The organism is Maricurvus nonylphenolicus, assembly GCF_042854845.1.
Taxonomy (GTDB): domain Bacteria; phylum Pseudomonadota; class Gammaproteobacteria; order Pseudomonadales; family Cellvibrionaceae; genus Maricurvus; species Maricurvus nonylphenolicus.
Genome location: NZ_AP031498.1, coordinates 4412068 through 4431129 on the forward strand (window position 1 = coordinate 4412068; position 19062 = coordinate 4431129).

Below are 19062 nucleotides of genomic sequence, written 5' to 3' on the forward strand. Positions count from 1 at the left end.
TTAGCTTTTAACAGCGTTAGACTCTTCCGCTTCCATACCCTGCAAGTGACGGCCATTATGGCGAGCCACCACAACAGCCAGAATAATCGCCGGGATTCCCATGAAGGCCGCATACAGGAAGAAGCTGTGGTAGTCGTAGGCATCGACAATAATACCGGAAAAGCCACTGAGGAATTTCCCTGGTAAGGTCATCAGAGAACTAAATAGCGCATATTGGGTAGCTGTGTAGGCGCGGTTAGTCATGCCCGATAGATAGGCGATAAAGGCGGCATTGGCAAAACCACCACTAAGGTTATCAGCGCTGATCACAATCGCCAGCCATGTAAGATCGGGGCCAGCCAATGCCAGTTGGGCAAACAATACATTGGTCACGGCAACCAGCACTGCCCCGGCAATTAAGGGCCTAAAAACACCATAGCGTACCACCAGCAAACCACCGATAAAGGTACCGGCGATGGTCATAAAGAAACCAAACACCTTACCTATATCCGCAATTTCTGTCTTGCTGAAACCCAAATCCAAATAGAAGGGATTCGCCATAATACCCATGGTGATATCACTGAGACGATAAAGGCCGATAAACAGCAACACCAATATGGCAAAACGGCCATTGCGTTGGAAGAACTCTACAAAAGGCGCTACTACAGCACTGGCAAACCAGGCTGCCAGTCGCTGACTGCGGGTTTGAGGTTGGTGGTGAAGCACCTGTTCAATTAAATGGCTTTCAATGTCGTCAGTTTGTGCATTTATTTCGTGGCGAGGCTCGCGAATCAACAGCACAGTGATAACACCAACCCCCATCAATGCAGCCATGGACACATACGCCCACATCCAGGAACTGAATTCTGCGATATACAGAGCCCCTGCCCCGGCGACCAGCATGGCGATGCGATAACCGGTGATATAACTGGCCGACATGGCCCCTTGATATTCTGTTACCGCCGATTCGATACGGAATGCATCGATGGCGATATCCTGTGTAGCCGAGGAAAAGGCTACCAGCACTGCACACAACGCCAGGGCAACCAACTGGGTTTCGGGATCACAAGCCACCATGGCTAGCAAGCCCACAATAATGCCCAACTGACCAGCCAACATCCAACTGCGTCGTTGGCCTAAGGCACGAGTCAGCAACGGCAAACGTAAACGGTCAACAATCGGCGCCCAAAACACTTTTACCGAATAGGTAATCCCCACCCAGCCAAAAAAGCCAATGGCACTGCGACTAACCTCCATCTCCCGTAACCAGGCACTCAGTGTCGAAAACACCAATAACAACGGCAATCCTGCCGCAAAACCCAGAAACAACATGGCCACTACCTGAGGCTTCAGATAGACCAAAAAGGCTTCGCGCCAGGTATGTACAGGAGAGGTATTAAATGATGCAGCCATTTTTCTTATCGGTTTGACTTCTTAGTCCGGGCATTTCGATATACCCTAACACAACTCGCAGTCCCCGACATGGTTAAGATCTCAATGGGCAACATCCTCGAAGTCCGCAATCTGGTTAAGCACTTTAAAAAAGTACAGGCAGTGAACGGCTTAAGTTTTTCCATTCCCCAGGGAATTTGTTTTGGTCTTCTAGGCCCCAACGGAGCCGGTAAAACCACCACCATTGAGATGATCGAAGGTATCACTCAACCCACGTCGGGAGAGATCTTCTATAAAGGTGAAAAACATAGCGATAAATTCAAACTGGAAGCGGGTATCCAGTTTCAGTCCACCGCACTAATGGATTACCTGACGGTACGGGAGGTGCTGGAACTGTTTGCCAGTTTTTACCCCAAGCCCCAACCTCTGGATAAACTGGTTGAACAGTGCAGCTTGGCAGAGTTTCTTGATCAACCTGCCGCAAAGTTATCAGGCGGACAACGCCAGCGAGTACTGCTGGCTGTCGCCCTGGTTAATGATCCGGAAATAATTTTCCTCGATGAACCCACAACCGGCCTTGATCCACAGTCGCGGCGCAATTTTTGGGCATTGATCGAAGCCATTAAACAACAGGGCAAAACCGTGGTGTTAACCACCCACTATATGGATGAAGCCGAGCAACTCTGTGACCAGTTGCTTATTGTTGACCGCGGCAAAATCATCGCTGAAGGTACGCCTACCGCATTATTACAGGAACACTTCCAGCATGTGTTTGTCTGTCTGGATAAACAGGATATAGGCCCGCAGCAATTGCAGCACCTGACAACACATACTGAACAGCTCAATGGCCAAGTGGTAATAAAAACCGAGTCGGTAGAAAACACCTTACAGCAATTAATTGCCGAAGGTATATCCATTCAGTCTTTACAGGTACGCAATCCAACACTGGATGATTTATTTCTTAAACTCACTGGTCACAGCCTTCGCGAATAAGGAAAGCAGGTTAAATGAAACAACTTCTGGCGCTATTCTTTGCCCGCAATAAAGAATACTACCGCGATAAGGGCTCACTGACCTGGTCCTTTATTATGCCGCCGCTGATTATTGCGGTGGTAAGCCTGGCCTTTTCCGGTGGTGAAAAGCCGTTATTTAAAGTGGGCTACTTTCCAGAAAATGCCGAGCTTCCCTCAGCCTTTCAACAAGTGGACTATATCCAGCCCATTGCCATTGAAAAATCAGACAGTGCCTTTACCAAAATTCGCCACCACCAGATTGATATCCTGCTGGATTTAAGCGGTACACAAGAATATTGGGTTAACCCTCAATCCCAGCGTGGCGCCATACTGCAAGCACTGCTAGCGCAAGGTGATTCTGCAACACCGGAAAACTGGCAAACCAACAGCTTGGCTGGCCGCCAGGTCCGTTATATTGACTGGGCTATTCCCGGTATTTTGAGCATGAACCTGATGTTTAGTGGATTGTTTGGCGTAGGCTATGTCATTGTGCGCTACCGTAAAAACGGCGTACTGAAACGCCTGCAGGCAACACCCGTGTCACCGCTCAACTTTTTAGGCGCGCAAATTTTATCGCGCTTGGTGATCATGTTGATCGTCAGTGTTTTGGTCTATATCGCCAGCGATTTCTTTTTGGATTTCCTGATGCTGGGTAGCTACCTCAACCTATTGTTGGTCGCCATCCTGGGCAATGTGTGTATTCTGTCACTGGGCCTGATTATCGCCAGCCGCCTGGCCAGTGAAGAACTGGCCAATGGCCTGCTAAATTTTTTAACCTTTCCTATGTTATTGCTATCTGAAATCTGGTTCTCTCTAGATGGTGCGCCTGAGTGGATGGTAACCGCATCGGATTTCCTGCCACTCACCCATATGGTACAGGCCGCTCGCGCTATTATGCTGGAAGGTGCAGGCTTGGCAGACATTAGCCAACATCTGCTGATTCTCATTGGAATGACGATCGCCTTCCTCACAATTGCCGCAAATCTGTTCAAATGGAGATCTGACTGATCAGTTTTCACCCAAATCAACAATTCTTTACATCCGAAGGGCGTTTTTTGTTCGATCTGGCTATAGGAAGCTCACTTTGAGGCCCCTATAATCACGCCCGCACAATATTGCTTATAAGTCCGACAGCTCGATCTGGTATTACGAGCCGTCACCCATTAGAAGTTTGAGGTAAACCATGAAAAAGTTAATCGCCCTTGCCCTGATCACCTTTACTGCATCTGCCGTTGCAGGCCCTAAAGGCCTGAAGCCTGCAGGTACTGGTACCCACTCTGACGGTCGTAGCTACGACATCGTAAGCGTTAGCTGCAGCGGCAGCAAAACTCCACGCGAAATCATCCGTTTCGAAGGAACTAAAGAGTGGTGTCTGACTGACGAGTCCCTGTGCTCCAAGTCCAAAATGCGCACTGCCAAGAAAGCGTGTAAGAAAAAAGCCTAAGCTTTTTAAGAAGATTTTTAAGCGGGTCTTAATGATAAGCGTTAAGACCCGTTTTTTTATGCCTGGCGCTTTCCCGAAATCAGTCGCGGAAATTATTGTATTGCAGCGGCATTTCAATATCGGCTTCGCGTAACATGGCGATAACCGCCTGCAAATCATCGCGCTTTTTACCCGTAACCCGTACCTGATCGCCCTGAATTTGCGCCTGCACCTTCATCTTTTTGTCTTTAATCAATTTGACAATCTTGCGACATAGATCGCTGTCCAGACCAGTGCGAACAGTAACTTCCTGGCGCACCTGCTTACCCAGCGGTTTAGGGTCAGCCACCTCCAGACACTTAATATCGATCTTGTTTTTGTGCAGACTACTCTTCAGTACATCCAGCATCTGCTCCAACTGAAAATCTACTTCGGCCCAAATAATGACAACAAAATCGTTGCGCTCGAACTTGGCATCCACCCCTTTAAAGTCGAAGCGATTGCCAATAAGACGGTTCGCCTGATCCACCGAGTTGGTCAAAATATGTTTATCAACTTCTGAAACTACATCAAACGAGGCCATTCGATTCTCCTGCTTTGTGGCACATCAATCACTATGGATTAATCGCTATGGATAGCGCCTTTTGGCTTGTTAGATAAAGGAGGAATAATAACAGAGGCACTTAGCCAGGTTTCAACTATTATTAAATGACGATTGCTGTTGTTTGAGACATGAACATGGAGCTTGTAGGCGCCAATGACCATCCCAACCCCCTCTGTAAATACCGATACAGAATCCAACACGCACTATCTACAATTTAACAGCCACGGCCAACGACCACTGTTTGCCCAACGGGCAGATTATGCGCAAATGCTGGATCTCTTTGATTGCATTTCTCAGCAGCAACAGATTTCCACGCTGGTATTTTGCCTATTGCCTCACAGTATTCACTGGTTAATTCATGCGCCGGATGAGAATGCCGAGGCTATCGGCCAATGGCTGCAGCACGCCTATACCCAGCTTTACAATGAACAGCAGCAACGTAATGGCAGCCTATTCAACAAACGTATGCTGTGCCACAAAGTCGATCCGTTTCAGGACTTTGCCGAGTTAAGCCACCAGATTCATCACTTACCTGTTGCAGGCAAGCTGGTTCCAGATCCCGCGATTTACCCCTGGTCCAGCCATAAACTCTACCTGAACCGCAGTAATCAACATCCGCGTTGGTTTCTAGCTTCTCCCCTGTTAAACCGTATTGCCAACCAGCGTGCCAGCCAGATCCGGCGCTATAGCCAGTTTATGGCTCCCGCACCGAAGCATTGGGCACATATCGAAAACAAACAAGACTCTGGAGCCCCTCTTAACGCTATACAAGAGCCTCTTGAGCAAGAAACCTCCTGGCAGCCAGACCTTGAGTGGTTAGTGGCGTTTGTCTGCCAGGACTATCAGATTTCAACCAGCGACCTGCACCTGTGGCGTCGTCAGCGGCTCATGAATGAAGTCAAAGCCGTTATCGCCAGCCTGGCACAGCAATGGCAGGTATGCGGACTGGAAACCCTCTCAAAAGAACTGCAGATCGATCAAGAACAGCTTGAAAGTAGCATGCGCTACCTGCAACAACAGAAATCACTGTCCCTGCACCGCCTGACTATCGCTCTTGAAAAAGAGATTGGCCCTGCACCTGAGCCTTGGCGAGAAGATGAGATTGATAAGGAAACACCGTTTGAAACGGAGGACGAACCACACACATCTGAAGATTCTATCGACGGTGAAATTGCGAGTATTCAACAAGAAGAACAAGACCTGTCCGACCAACTGGATATGACACCCGTTACCGAGGATATAGAAGCCGAGATAGACGCAGCGATAGAAGCAGAAATAGCGGCCCAACAATAAGAAATACTGGAAGCTAAAGTAGCTTAGCAAATATACAGGAGCAGGATCGAGAAGTGGACTTGCTGGCCTACCGGGAATGCAGCTCTAGGTTCGGTGTTAGTGGCATCCATGCATAGAGGAGAACTGTATATTCGTACAGTCAAGCCAGCAAGTTATCCCATAATATGCCCGCACCAAGCCTTGGTCAAGCCTAATTTCGGCGCCGCCACAAACTCATAAAAGCCTTTAAAATCATAGAGTTACAAAATGGCCTAAGCAGCAATAACCGCCACAGGCCAAGAGCCAAGCGGACTGACATTTTTTACCGCAATTGCGACATTTCGGTACCCAGCGCTATCACCACACGGCCAATTTCCTGCCGAATACGCCCGGTATCAAAGGCATCAGGCACAGCCAGTGCCTCGTATTGTAAGCGCTGTACAGTGCCCGCAAGAATGTCTGCATCAACCTCGGGGGTCTCAGAACCAATAAGGGAATAGAAGCCTACCAGTGGCTTTAAGATGCGTTGACGCTGCTCGTAGGCAAAGCGGCGGAAGCTTTCAGGCAGGTGCAGATCAAAGAAAAAGGCCATCTCCACCCGGGTGCCCTGGGGGTTATCCAGGCACTCTTGGACATAATCCACCATATCATCAATGATCTGGCAAATAAGCTGCTCGCGATGCTCCTCGCTCTGTAACTGTTCTGGGCTGTATTCCGCCACCTTGGTCAGCACGCCGCCGACTTTGAGGACAATTTCATCGTGGAGGATATTTTTATGGTGAGCAAAGGCCTCCAGCAACAGCTCCTGCAGGTCTTTAAAGTAATAGGTGGTTAGCGACAGACTAACATCCGCTTCTTTCGCTACTGCCCGGTGCGTCACCGCAGACAAGCCATGGGCAGCGATTACCCGTAAGGTGGCTTCGAGGATCTTCAGGCGAGTCTGTTCACCACGGGCACGGCGGCTTTTTTTAGCACCTTCTGGCGAAGGCTGAGACTCTGGTTGAGAGACCACAATATCTGGCTCTCCGGGAACGGATGACAAAAGGATTCTCCATAAAACAACTAGGTCGCATGCAACTTTGTCCTAGAACGACCCGATAATCCCATTATTATGCCACAATCGTCAGTATCGCCAGAATACAAAGCCAGAGAATCATGGTGCGGGACAGGAGTGGTAATAGTGCTTCCAGCTCTTTCTCGGTGATATCTTCCTGAGTCACATCGGTAGAATTCACATTCAGGGCGCCGTGAATCGCGGTTTCCAGCACACTGGCAGTTGAGCGACGGTACCCCAACAGCTCTTCGCGCCAGTGATTAAAGCAGCCGACAAAATTACCGCTGAGTGCAAAACTCAGGCCCAACACACGCACAGCAGGCCACTCCATTAACCACAGCGCGCGGGCAGCGGTATGGCGCAATTCACTGGAAGATTCCTGATTCTCACAGGTTAGCGCCAACAGACGGTAGAGTACGGCGCCCACGGGGCCCAGCAATACAAACCAAAACAAGGCTGCAAACAGGCGCTCAAAGCCAAGGTAACCGGCAGCCTGTAACATACCCCGGTGCAGCGCCCACCAGCCATCATCGTCGTCAACTTCCACCCCAAGGGAGATGGCAATCTCTGTAGCCGCCACATTGTCATTGCGACGATAGGCTGCGACGTACTCATGAATGGGGGTAGAAAGTTCACTTCGCCCTAAACTATAGAGCAGCAGCGGTACGGCACAAACAAGCAGCAACCAGCTGGAGATGCCAGCGACAATATTCAGCGCCAAGGCCAAGGCCAGCACGGGTACCAGCACAATGAATGAAACGATGAGTTCATGTCCGGGCAACCCCAAATTGGTAACCCATTGGCTCCAGCGATAAAACCATTGATCATGCTGTAAAGCACGGCCACCATCGCCGTACTGAATCACGCCGTAGACGATCAGAATTGCCAGAAACACCATGGGTTATCTCCCTTACCAGATCCCTTTACCTTTTTACCTTGAAGCAGCAACAACCAGCACAATAACCAGATGTAGAGAATGTAAGATTGATCTGATTAAAGATCAACCTTACAGACAAGATTAATCAACGCTGCTCAGTGCCTGACGGTAACGCACCCAATCAAAGGCGGGCCCCGGGTCTGTTTTTCGCTCAGGGGCGATATCGGCATGCCCCTGAATATTTGTGGTTGTGATGGAAGGATAAGCCTGCTGCAAAGCGCAGGTAATCGCGACTAACTGCTGGTATTGCTCATCGGTGTATGGGGTATCGTCAGTACCCTCCAGCTCAATACCGATGGAAAAATCATTGCAGCCCTCACGCCCCTGAAAACAGGACTGCCCAGCATGCCAGGCCCGATCATCGAAGCTGACAAACTGCACCACCTGCCCCGTACGTTCTATTAATAGATGTGCCGAGACTTGCAGGGATTGAATTTCTTCAAAAAAGGGATGGGCAGTGTGATCCAGCTGATTACAAAAGAACGCTTCAACACAACCCGTACCAAACTGACCTGGAGGCAAACTGATATTGTGAATCACCAGCAAATCTACAATTTGATCAGCAGGGCGCTGATTAAAATTGGGGGAAGGCACACGACGGGCCTGATCAAGCCAGCCATTGGTGATGGTGTAATTCGCGGTAAGTGAGGTTTTAGGTGAGTGAGTCAACCGAGAATACGCCCGTGCCGGAAAATCCCATTATGGCAGTCGGGCCTTTTTTTACAAGCCGGTCATTTACTCCTCAGGTTTACAGTCCAGCCTTGGCCTGACGCAGATTGCCAATCACAGACTCGAGCGCCCGATCGAACAACATGCCATCATCCAGCTGCCGTAACTTTCCAGACTGTAAAGCCTGCGCCAACTCTGTATGACCTTTTTCAGCCACCTTCATACCATTGCGATTTACAAAGATATATTTATCGACACTTTTGATTATGGCTGCCAAGCGACAACGATAACGGTTATCCTCAGATTCGCTCATTTCAAACCAACAACCTTGGGTAAGCTTATCGACTTGTCGCAGGTATTTATCGTCGATATGAACTTCAGCTTCGCGGGGTTGTTGTTTTGGAGTATGGGAAATAGGGGCTGCAGCCTTCGTAGAAACTGTTTCCTCAGCTTTAACCTCTACAGGTTTAGTTTCTGTGGATAATGCAGGCGTATTTGACGGCCGCGATAACTCAGTAAGGGTATCACCCTGGTGATTAACCGCCTTCTCTTTAACTATTGCTTTAGCAGGCTTGTCGGCAACCGGCTTAACGTCCACTTTTTCAGGACTTTGCTGCTGCATGCCTTTGATTTGCAGCAGGTGAACTTTTTCCAAGCGCTTAAGCAGTTTGGTCATTTCAAACGGGTTATAGGAAATCTGCTCCAGGCCTTTACGCAGTCGCTGTAACAGATCCGGTAACAACTTGATTAAGCGGGTACGCTCTTGTGCGCCCACCTGAACAGTTACCGACCACAAAAGGTCATCCACAACAGCTATGGCATTGTCCCATTCTTCGCTGTCCTTACCCTGCTTTAAGCACACCAGGAACAAAACATTACTCCAAGGGCCCTGCAGCAGCTCACCAACAACCTCTGGTAGCACCATGCCACCCACCTTTTCGGTCATAGCCTCATCGACTTTGGCTCGTGCGGCCTCGGCCTTGGCTTTGCCATCTTCAGCATCCAGGGTGCGGCGCTCCAAAATGCTGGCGCGACGACGCTCTTTATCAATAAACGCTAAAAACTCAGTGAGCAACTCATCAAAGATGCCCATATCCGTTTCGAAGTTTTCCAGTAAACGGGTAATGGTAGATTCTACCTGGCGGTACAGGGGATCCTTGCGCTGCTCCCCATTTTTAGCATTGTCTTTTAGTTCTGGTTCCTGCCAACCCAACGCCGCCGTTGCCAGTTCATTTAACAAACGCCTGGCGGGATGAGTACCTTTATTAAAGAAACTCTTATCGGCGATAGCCACTTTTAACATCGGTATTTGTAAACGCGCAAGCAATGCCTTCATTGGCACCGGCAGGTTACGGTCTTCCAAAATAAATTCGAATAACATATTGACCAGGTTAATCACATCCTGGTCAACCGCACGCAACTTTTGCATGCCTTGCTGGGACAAATTGCCTTCGATTAACCCCTGCAGCTGTTGCGGTTTTAATAAAACCTCTTGAGGAGAGTGTCCCCAATCCTGTCGATGCTGAATATGACCCAACACCCCAAGTAAATCCGACAGAGGAATAGAAGCTACCGGACTATTACCCACACCTCCAGGCACTGCGCTTGCAACAGTATTATTGGCAGCCCCTAACAAACCACGTAACTGATCCAGTACCTGAGAATTTGCATCGCCAACTTGCCCTGCTCCGACAGAATTTCCCATATAAGGCGTTTGGGCACTTCCCATCGCGGTCTGATGTGCCGCACCTTGCCGCTTGTTTTTTTGCCGTGAGCTAGTTAAAGAAGGCAGAACATTATGCTCGATCAACACCTGGTTCAAAATGGTCATGACTTTCGCACAATGAACCAGTACATGTTTATCAAACAGCTTCAGTAACACGAGCTGTGCCTTGATATCAATATCAAGCGGATCGACTTCTGCTGAAAACGCCTTGCACAGCGCTTCGGGACCAACAGGGTTATTACTGACGTAAACTTTTGCGGGTACCAAAGCACTAAACCGCAGACTAATTTGTTGCACAGTGTCAGCTGAAGCCTCCAAGGCTTTAGCTGCCATCGCTTCAACGGCAACCTGACGTTCCAGTTCTTCATGTTCGACCAGGGTTAGATCATCCATAGAGCCGGACAGATCGTCTAATGAAGATTCGTCCTGATTGGAACACAGTAAAGATGTAAAACCTTGATCAATACGCGACCAAAAACTTTGCTCCAACTTACGGCGACGCAAGCGGACCTCGCGCATGGATTCAAAGTATAAATTTTGTTCCTGATTATTGGTGGCCTTGTCAGCCAATTCGAATAGAGCATCATCGGTATTCTCAAACACCGTGGCCAAAGGCTTTCTTAATAAACGCTGCAGTTTTTCACGTACCTGATGAATAGGGGCAGGTAAACGCACCAGAGACTGAGCCACGCGCTCGCCCTCCCTATCTGATTTTTTGTCAGAATTCCGGGCTGATTGACTGAGGGGAATAACCTTTGCCTTGCCAGACATGCGCTTATCTCTACATTTGTGTTTTATAAGCTTTCTTATAAAACCACATCCTATTCAATGTTCATCCCTGAAAGATTTGTCCGCAACCGCAAGTATAATCAGGAGTCACTGACAAACTAGCGTTACTGTCTCAGTTCGAGAATCAATTCACATAGATAATCATAGTCTTGGACTGGTTATAATCTCTATAAAGCACATTGCAAAAATCTAGAACCATTACCTATATAAAGTGTGTTAAATTCACTCTGCAATCGAATAAAAATCCATCACTTATAACGGCACGTATATAAACTAACGCCGAATATAAGTTAACGAACGTAACGACGATTTGTTTATGTCAGGCCAACAATCCCCACACTCCGATACTCAACCCTTTGGCAAGGGCATGCTGATCCTCGCCTGGCTGGTGGCTCTGGGGTTGCTCACCCTGTTTTTTCGCAACTGGGAAGAACAGCGCAACAACCCCAACCAAGATCCCTCCAGCTCAGTCAACAACGGTATTCGGGAAGTTATCCTGGAAGGTAATCGTCGCCACCACTACGTAGCCAACGGCAAAATCAACGGCCAAGAGGTCACCTTTCTACTGGATACCGGTGCAACCGATGTGGTTATTCCCGCAAAGCTTGCCAGTAAGCTCAAATTACAAAAGGGCCCCAGTGGTTATGCCCAAACCGCCAACGGTATAGTGGAAGTCTTCTCAACCCGCCTGAACACCCTGGATCTGGGCAGCATTCATCTCACCAATGTCCGCGCCAGCATCAACCCCGCCATGAAAGACCAGGCGATCCTCCTGGGTATGAGCGCCCTCAAACAGGTGGAATTCACCCAGCGCAATGGCCAGCTGATACTGCGGCAGTACGACTAACCCCCTTCATCAGCTGCCAAACCTGCACCAAACGACCATTTACTGATAGAATTGCCGCCGTTCCGATTAGATAGAGACAGGCAGTAACACCATGAGCACCGATTTCGCCAATAGCCAGATCCCCGGCCTTGTTGAAGATATGATCAACAGCGTCAAAGCCGCCCTGGCCGAAGACATCAAAGATGGCGATATCACCGCAGGTCTGATACCCGCAGATGAACAGGCAGAAGCCTATATCATCACCCGCGAAGACTGCACCGTCGCTGGCCTGCCCTGGGTGGAGGAAGTGTTTAAACAACTCGATCCCAGTGTCGAAGTCACCCTGCACGCCCAAGATGGCGACCAGGTCATGGGGGATAGCCGCCTATTCAGTCTCAAGGGCAACGCCCGTAGCCTGTTGACCGGAGAGCGCACAGCGCTCAACTTCCTGCAGCTATTATCAGGTGTTGCTACCCGCTGCCAGCAATACGCCAAGATTGTGGAAGGCACCAATATCAAGATTCTGGACACCCGTAAAACCATCCCTGGTTTACGCAGTGCTCAGAAGTACGCCGTGACTCAAGGTGGTTGTTACAACCACCGCATTGGCTTATATGATGCTTTTTTGATCAAAGAAAACCATATTGCGGCCTGTGGCGGCATTCAGCAGGCGATTGAGACCGCCAAGAAGAATGCACCCGGTAAACCGGTGGAAGTGGAAGTTGAAGATCTGGTGGAACTGCAGGAAGCGCTGGATGCAGGGGCTGATATTGTGATGCTGGATAACTTTAGTCTGGAAGATATGCGTGAAGCGGTTAAGCAGAATAAAGGGCAGGCCAAGTTGGAAGCTTCGGGTAATGTGAATGATCAGACGTTGCGCCCCATTGCAGAAACCGAGGTGGATTATGTGTCGATTGGGGCGCTAACTAAGGGGGTTGAGGCGGTTGATTTGTCGATGCGATTTAGCTAAGGCTAACCAACACACATCGACAATCAATAGCTCACCAATAACAGGCTACTCGAAGGGATTAATATCGACAAAGTAGCCTTTTGATACATCCCCTTCTGGATAAACTTCAACCCATGCGCCAAATCGATGTTTAACTGGTAGCCAAGTAAAGTCTCCTGTAGGAAATCCCTCAACAAAATTATAACTTTTCAACTGAGCGATACTTTTTAACTGCTGAGCAGGGTACACCTTGGCTTCCAGCTCACCCGATTTACATCCTCGATAATATTTGGGAAAGAGTTGAATATCCTTCCCTGAGACAGCAGAAAAAACCAACTCGTTGCGCTCTTCAGGATCAGTAGGATATTCCACGCAAACCCTTCGTGGGCCTAACCAGGATATTTGATTGTATGGATCGCTTGCTTCTGCAAAGTCCTCAGAATCAAAATCAATCGCTGTAACCACCTCTAGTCGATCTTTAACAAATACGATGTAAGCCGGACGAGATTCCGCTACAGCATAGAGACCATAAACCAATGCAGACAACTGTATTAGACCTATAACGGAATAATCCCTTACCAATTCTGATTTAGGCTTAGCCGGGTTATAAATGACCAGAGACATTAAAGGCCCAACTCCCAGCTCTACCAGCAACACCAACTTATATAGCTCAGTGCCGCCAACATATTCTGCCAACTGCCCCGGGTACCACACTCCAAAGATAAGTATCGCCCCCAAACAGGCAATAATCAGCGTAACCCCAAAGTGCCAGCCAAAGGCTTTTAACTTTTGCTTTATCAGCTGTTTATTCACCCTATCCTCGCCAGATTGTTTTCAACAAGCATAAAAAAAGGCCTCCTAAGAGGCCTTTTTATTCTAAGCGATTAAGTTATTAACCGCGACACTCAGCAGGAGTCAGGTTCTGAGTAATTGTTGGCGCGTTTACAGGCTGAACCACATCACCCGCAAGGTTAGCAGCATCACGGTCAGCAGAGAAGCAGGTCCAGATGATGGTACCAGTAGGACGAACACCCGAAGCAAGAGCTGCACCAGAAGCTTGAGGTACAAGAGTCAACACTTGGGTAGCAGCAGGCGCGATACGGTTGGTGTAGGTAATGATAACTTCGCCACTAGCTTTATCGACAGAGATAGTTTGCACGTTGGCAGAACCAGTAGTACCAGCAGCATTACCCAGGAACTGAGTACACAGGCCGGCACCCGCAGTGTTACAACCAGTAGTTACGGTGTTAACCGCAGCATTAACAGCATAACCTGCACCCAAACCGCCTACAGCAGCAGGGGTAACATTAGTTGCATTGTCCTGAACAGTTGTCTGAGCTTCCTTGGCCATTACCATACCTTCAGATACACGGGCACGAGAGGTATAGTCTTGATAAGCAGGTAGAGCTACAGCAGCCAAAATACCGATGATCGCAACTACGATCATCAATTCAATCAAAGTAAAGCCTTGTTGCTTTTTCATAGTCAAACTCCAAAATTAAAGTCGAGCAGGTGCGTTGAGAAACGTGACTACTACAAAGCAACCCTTAGGCCAAAACAAAAAAAACCTTATCTTTCAGAAAGTTACCAATATCCCCACCGAATTTTATCATCTTACGCACCTACCACCAGCCCCCAACCTCATCACTTAGTGACACTTTTTGTCACCCCGCCTCGTCCGACTCACCTTAAATCCCCCCAAAAGGATCAACATTTACAAAAACAATGACATTTCATACAGTTAGAATATATATTTAGAGTCTTTGCTAGCATATTTATACTGGCATCGGAATTCGCAGAGATCAGGAAGAACACTATGAATGCACCTGCCACAGCGATTAGCGGTCTGGCAAGGCGCCTCGTTAGCGATAATCTAATTAGCGAGTCGGCAGCTGAAGCAGCCATTAAGCAGGCTAAACAATCCAAACTGCCTTTGGTTTTTCAACTCATTGAAGACGGCATCAATGCCAGAGATATTGCCAATGCCGCTTCTGATGAGTTCGGCTCTCCGATTCTGGACTTATCTTCCATCAACCCAGAAGCCATCCCATCAGGATTAGTAGACGCCAAATTAATTCAAAAGCACCACGTACTGCCTCTTTTTAAGCGTGGCAACAGACTCTTTCTTGCCGTCTCAGATCCCACCAATTTGCACGCACTGGACGAAATCAAGTTCAATACTGGACTTAACACAGATGCAATTCTCGTAGAAGGGGACCTTCTCTCCAAAACAATTGACACCTTCCTCAATGCGCAGGAGGAATCGCTAGGTGACGCGCTGGGTGGTCTGGACGATGAATCCCTTGAAGGCCTGGATATCGAAGCAGTCGATGAGGACGGGGAGACAGCAGAAGATGCTGGAAGCGAAGCCGATGAAGCACCTATTGTAAAATTCATCAATAAGGTCCTTCTCGATGCTATTAAAGGCGGGGCATCTGATATTCACTTCGAACCCTATGAAAAAACCTATCGAGTAAGATTTCGTACTGATGGTATTTTGCAGGAAATGGCCAAACCTCCGACCAACCTGGCAGGACGTATTGCCGCGCGTTTAAAAGTAATGTCTCAAATGGATATTTCTGAGCGTCGTGTACCTCAAGACGGCCGCATCAAACTGAAAATCACTAAAACCAGAGCTATCGATTTCCGGGTAAACACCTTACCGACACTCTTTGGTGAAAAGATTGTTCTGCGAATTCTAGACCCCAGCAGCGCCAAACTGGGTATTGATGCACTGGGTTATGAAGACGACCAGAAACAGCTCTATATGGATGCTCTTCACCAACCCCAGGGAATGATTTTGGTAACCGGTCCTACAGGTTCAGGTAAAACCGTTTCTCTTTATACAGGGCTGAATATCCTAAATACGCCAGAGCGCAACATATCTACTGCTGAAGACCCGGTAGAAATCAACCTGGAAGGGATCAACCAGGTACAGGTTAACCCCAAGGTCGGTCTTACTTTTGCTGAGGCTCTGCGCTCATTCCTACGTCAGGATCCAGATATTGTAATGGTTGGTGAGATCCGGGATCTGGAAACCGCAGAAATCGGTATTAAAGCTGCTCAGACTGGACACTTGGTGCTTTCAACACTGCATACTAATAGCGCTCCTGAAACCCTAACCCGCTTGTTAAACATGGGAGTCCCCGCGTTTAACGTGGCAACAACTGTCAGCCTGATTATCGCCCAACGGTTAGCTCGACGACTCTGTGGTACATGCAAAAAACCAGCTACCGATATTCCAGACGACATACTATCGAAAGAAGGTTTTGATGATATTGGAGTCGCGAGGGAAGAGCTTGAAATTTTCCATCCCAATCCAGAAGGTTGCTCGCAATGCAGCAAAGGTTATAAAGGCCGGGTCGGAGTTTATGAAGTAGTTCGTATTACACCAACGATATCCAGCCTTATAATGGAGGGTGGAAACGCCCTACAAATTGCCCAGCAAGCTAAGGAAGAAGGCTTCAACAGCCTACGCATATCTGCTCTTCGTAAGGTAGCTACAGGCCTAACCAGCCTTGAAGAAGCAAATCGAGTGACAAAAGATTAATACTTAAGGATTTTCATTATGGCCACCGCATCTGCCGATGTCTTTGTATATAAAGGCACGGATAAAAAAGGGAACAAAGTTGAGGGAGAAATCTCCGGAGCGAGTTCAGCGCTGGTTAAAGCCCAACTTGTTAAAAAAGGCATTAATGCTAAATCTGTTCGCAAAAAGGCCAAACCTTTATTCAGTAACGCCAAGAAAATCACACCTCAGGACGTCGCCATCTTTACCCGTCAAATGGCCACCATGATGAAAGCAGGCCTCCCTCTGGTACAAAGCTTTGAGATTGTTGCCGACGGCCTTGAAAACCCTTCCATGAAGGATCTTGTGCTAAAAATTCGAGACGACGTTGCTGCTGGTGGTGGATTTGCTAACGCTCTAGCTAAGCATCCACGCTATTTTGACGATCTATTCTGCAATCTTGTTGATTCAGGCGAGCAGTCCGGCGCCTTGGAAACCATGCTTGACCGCATTGCTACTTACAAAGAAAAAACAGAAGCAATCAAAGCTAAAATTAAAAAAGCTCTGACCTACCCCATAGCTGTAGTTGTGGTAGCACTTATTGTAACCGGGATTCTCTTAGTAAAGGTTGTGCCTCAGTTTGCCGAAACATTCAGTAGCTTTGGTGCTAACCTGCCTGCTTTTACTTTGTTTGTACTAAATATATCCGAAGTAGTGCAAGAATTGTGGCTAATAATCCTTGTCTGTATTGTCGCAGGCGTATTCGTATTTAGAGAGGCAACGCTACGAAGTGAAGCCTTTGCTGCAGCAGTAGATCGAGCAATGCTTAAACTCCCCATTGTTGGAGACATTGTCTACCAATCCATCGTTGCCCGCTTTGCTCGCACCCTTTCAACCACTTTCGCCGCAGGCGTTCCCCTCATTGACGCCCTACAATCTGTTGCTGGTGCAACAGGCAACAGTGTTTATGAAAAAGCTACCAATAAAGTACGGGAAGAAGTCGCAACAGGCATCCAACTGAACGCCTCTTTAAAGGCAACAGGCCTTTTCCCCACCATGCTAATTCAAATGACAGCCATTGGTGAGGAATCAGGCGCGCTGGATGAAATGCTCGATAAGGTTGCTGAGTTCTACGAGGATGCAGTAGACAATTTGGTAGACAGCTTAACCTCTCTACTAGAACCAATGATTATGTCAGTCCTTGGCGTATTAGTAGGCGGCCTAATGATTGCAATGTACCTCCCCATTTTCCAAATGGGTCAAGTTGTTTAACAAAGCAGGCTAGAAATCACCCAATGAATTCAGCACTCTCAGCCGGGCCATTTTTTACCGAATGGCCCGGATTTTTTATTGCCTACGCTTCAATTATCAGCTTACTGGTCGGCAGCTTCCTAAACGTCGTCATCCACCGCCTCCCCAAAATGATGGAGCGCGAGTGGAAGCACGACTGCTGCGAGCTACTGGAGGTTGAACAACAAGTCGACTCCGACACCCCCTACAACCTAATCACCCCCAACTCCCACTGCCCCTCGTGCGGGACACCAGTAAAACCCTGGCAGAATATCCCTATCATCAGCTATCTGTTTTTGAAGGGTAAATGCGCCAACTGCCAAACGCCGATTTCCGTACGCTATCCTCTGGTTGAGCTGGCGACTGGTCTGCTGAGCGGTTATATCGCATGGCAATGGGGAGCCACACCGCAGGCCTGTGCGGCCATTGTGCTGACCTGGGTGCTAATCGCACTAACCATGATCGATATCGATACCCAACTGCTGCCCGATAGTCTGACACTGCCGCTGCTATGGCTGGGTTTGATCCTCAACAGCGGCGCCTTCTTTGATGGCCATGGTCTATTTATACCGCTGGATCAAGCTCTGTGGGGAGCAATAGCCGGCTATATGGTGCTCTGGAGCGTGTTCTGGCTGTTTAAGCTGCTGACCGGCAAGGAAGGGATGGGCTTTGGGGATTTCAAACTGCTGGCGGCTCTGGGGGCCTGGATGGGCTGGCAGGCACTGCCTTTGATTATTATTTTGTCTTCCCTGGTCGGTGCTGTGATTGGTATTGCCGGTATTATCATTATGGGGCGCGATAAGAATGTGCCTATTCCCTTTGGCCCCTATCTGGCGATTGCAGGCTGGATTGCGCTGATGTGGGGCGATATGATTACGCAATCGTATTTGCAGTTTGCCGGGATTCAATAAGCCCCCGGCATTCCTCCTGAAAGACGCTACCCCTAAAGAAACTAAGCACCTGCCTGCGCAGGTGCGACGGGACTGACTGATGTACCACCACTTTGCTTCTGGCCTCCACGAGGTCTCCCTATGACTCTAATTATTGGATTAACTGGCGGCATTGGCAGCGGTAAAACCGCCGTTTCTGATCGCTTTGCCGCCAAAGGCATTACCGTTGTGGATGCTGATCTGGCCTCCCGGGCGGTAGTTGAACCCGGACGCCCGGCCCTGCAAGCCATTGAAGAGCACTTTGGCTCCGAAGTAATTACCCCTGAAGGCAGCTTGGACCGAGCCCTGCTACGCCAAAAAGTCTTTGCCGACGAAAACGAGCGCAAATGGCTGGAACAGCTAACCCATCCACTTATTCGTGAAGAGATTATCAGCGGCCTGGAAAACGCCACATCCCCCTACGCTCTACTGGTATCGCCACTGCTGGTTGAATCTGGTCAGAGCCAGCTGACGCAACGTATTTTGGTTGTGGATGTTCCCGAAGCAGTCCAACTGGAACGCACTATGGCCCGCGACGACAACCCCGAAGCTCAGGTCAAAGCTATTATGGCGGCGCAAGCCAATCGGGAAACTCGCCTGGGTTATGCTGATGATGTGGTGGAAAATAATGGCAGCCTGGAAGATCTAGACCGACAGGTTGAGCAGCTGCATCAACGCTACCTGACTTTGGCAGAAGGTTAG

At 48.7% G+C, this 19062-nt stretch carries 18 protein-coding genes; 10 read left to right on the top strand and 8 right to left on the bottom strand.

Going from position 1 to position 19062, the window contains the following annotated elements:
* Window positions 1-1311: an AmpG family muropeptide MFS transporter gene (locus ACGHZ6_RS19110; protein ID WP_390619192.1), complete on the bottom strand. Its 1311-nt coding sequence runs from the start codon at window positions 1309-1311 to the stop codon at window positions 1-3.
* A 150-nt stretch (window positions 1312-1461) separates the two neighbouring features.
* Between ACGHZ6_RS19110 and ACGHZ6_RS19115 the strand changes: the two genes are divergently transcribed.
* The 3 genes from ACGHZ6_RS19115 (at window position 1462) to ACGHZ6_RS19125 (ending at window position 3828) form a co-directional block, all read left to right on the top strand.
* Window positions 1462-2364 (top strand): ATP-binding cassette domain-containing protein, encoded by a 903-nt coding sequence (locus tag ACGHZ6_RS19115; protein WP_390615623.1) that lies wholly within the window; start codon window positions 1462-1464, stop codon window positions 2362-2364.
* Between the two features lie 14 nt (window positions 2365-2378).
* Window positions 2379-3392, top strand: a complete 1014-nt coding sequence (locus tag ACGHZ6_RS19120; protein WP_390615624.1) for an ABC transporter permease — start codon at window positions 2379-2381, stop codon at window positions 3390-3392.
* Between the two features lie 175 nt (window positions 3393-3567).
* Window positions 3568-3828 carry a hypothetical protein gene (locus tag ACGHZ6_RS19125; protein WP_390615625.1) on the top strand — a complete coding sequence of 87 codons (261 nt, stop codon included), beginning with the start codon at window positions 3568-3570 and terminating at the stop codon, window positions 3826-3828.
* Window positions 3829-3907: 79 nt separating this feature from the next.
* On the opposite strand, the gene ACGHZ6_RS19130 is transcribed toward ACGHZ6_RS19125, so the two are convergent.
* On the bottom strand, window positions 3908-4390 hold the full coding sequence (locus tag ACGHZ6_RS19130; RefSeq protein WP_390615626.1) for a YajQ family cyclic di-GMP-binding protein: 483 nt from the start codon (window positions 4388-4390) through the stop codon (window positions 3908-3910).
* A 174-nt stretch (window positions 4391-4564) separates the two neighbouring features.
* Between ACGHZ6_RS19130 and ACGHZ6_RS19135 the strand changes: the two genes are divergently transcribed.
* Window positions 4565-5704, top strand: a complete 1140-nt coding sequence (locus ACGHZ6_RS19135; protein WP_390615627.1) for a transposase — start codon at window positions 4565-4567, stop codon at window positions 5702-5704.
* Window positions 5705-6005: 301 nt separating this feature from the next.
* On the opposite strand, the gene ACGHZ6_RS19140 is transcribed toward ACGHZ6_RS19135, so the two are convergent.
* The 4 genes from ACGHZ6_RS19140 to ACGHZ6_RS19155 form a co-directional block, all read right to left on the bottom strand.
* Window positions 6006-6725: a TetR/AcrR family transcriptional regulator gene (locus tag ACGHZ6_RS19140; RefSeq protein ID WP_390615628.1), complete on the bottom strand. Its 720-nt coding sequence runs from the start codon at window positions 6723-6725 to the stop codon at window positions 6006-6008.
* Between the two features lie 67 nt (window positions 6726-6792).
* Window positions 6793-7635 carry a regulatory signaling modulator protein AmpE gene (gene ampE / locus ACGHZ6_RS19145; protein ID WP_390615629.1) on the bottom strand — a complete coding sequence of 281 codons (843 nt, stop codon included), beginning with the start codon at window positions 7633-7635 and terminating at the stop codon, window positions 6793-6795.
* 120 nt (window positions 7636-7755) lie between these two features.
* Window positions 7756-8343, bottom strand: coding sequence for a 1,6-anhydro-N-acetylmuramyl-L-alanine amidase AmpD (gene ampD, locus ACGHZ6_RS19150; protein ID WP_390615630.1), 588 nt, complete (start codon window positions 8341-8343; stop codon window positions 7756-7758).
* A 79-nt stretch (window positions 8344-8422) separates the two neighbouring features.
* A complete protein-coding gene (locus ACGHZ6_RS19155; protein ID WP_390615631.1) occupies window positions 8423-10759 on the bottom strand; it encodes a DUF1631 domain-containing protein in 2337 nt (778 codons plus the stop codon).
* Window positions 10760-11174: 415 nt separating this feature from the next.
* Between ACGHZ6_RS19155 and ACGHZ6_RS19160 the strand changes: the two genes are divergently transcribed.
* Together ACGHZ6_RS19160 and nadC are read left to right on the top strand one after the other, a co-directional pair.
* A complete protein-coding gene (locus ACGHZ6_RS19160; protein WP_390615632.1) occupies window positions 11175-11705 on the top strand; it encodes a TIGR02281 family clan AA aspartic protease in 531 nt (176 codons plus the stop codon).
* Between the two features lie 91 nt (window positions 11706-11796).
* Entirely contained in the window at window positions 11797-12654 is an 858-nt protein-coding gene (gene nadC / locus ACGHZ6_RS19165) for a carboxylating nicotinate-nucleotide diphosphorylase (protein WP_390615633.1), read from the top strand.
* A gap of 45 nt (window positions 12655-12699) precedes the next feature.
* On the opposite strand, the gene ACGHZ6_RS19170 is transcribed toward nadC, so the two are convergent.
* The gene (locus ACGHZ6_RS19170; RefSeq protein WP_390615634.1) at window positions 12700-13446 is read right to left on the bottom strand and encodes a hypothetical protein; all 747 of its coding nucleotides are present in this window, start codon (window positions 13444-13446) and stop codon (window positions 12700-12702) included.
* A 79-nt stretch (window positions 13447-13525) separates the two neighbouring features.
* Window positions 13526-14116 carry a prepilin-type N-terminal cleavage/methylation domain-containing protein gene (locus tag ACGHZ6_RS19175; RefSeq protein ID WP_390615635.1) on the bottom strand — a complete coding sequence of 197 codons (591 nt, stop codon included), beginning with the start codon at window positions 14114-14116 and terminating at the stop codon, window positions 13526-13528.
* A 333-nt stretch (window positions 14117-14449) separates the two neighbouring features.
* Between ACGHZ6_RS19175 and pilB the strand changes: the two genes are divergently transcribed.
* The 4 genes from pilB to coaE all read left to right on the top strand — a co-directional run bounded on the left by pilB (window position 14450) and on the right by coaE (window position 19062).
* A complete protein-coding gene (gene pilB, locus ACGHZ6_RS19180; protein ID WP_390615636.1) occupies window positions 14450-16183 on the top strand; it encodes a type IV-A pilus assembly ATPase PilB in 1734 nt (577 codons plus the stop codon).
* A gap of 18 nt (window positions 16184-16201) precedes the next feature.
* Complete coding sequence (locus ACGHZ6_RS19185; protein ID WP_390615637.1) at window positions 16202-17413, top strand: type II secretion system F family protein; 1212 nt, start codon at window positions 16202-16204, stop codon at window positions 17411-17413.
* A 23-nt stretch (window positions 17414-17436) separates the two neighbouring features.
* On the top strand, window positions 17437-18342 hold the full coding sequence (locus tag ACGHZ6_RS19190; RefSeq protein ID WP_390615638.1) for a prepilin peptidase: 906 nt from the start codon (window positions 17437-17439) through the stop codon (window positions 18340-18342).
* A gap of 120 nt (window positions 18343-18462) precedes the next feature.
* Window positions 18463-19062: a dephospho-CoA kinase gene (gene coaE / locus ACGHZ6_RS19195; RefSeq protein ID WP_390615639.1), complete on the top strand. Its 600-nt coding sequence runs from the start codon at window positions 18463-18465 to the stop codon at window positions 19060-19062.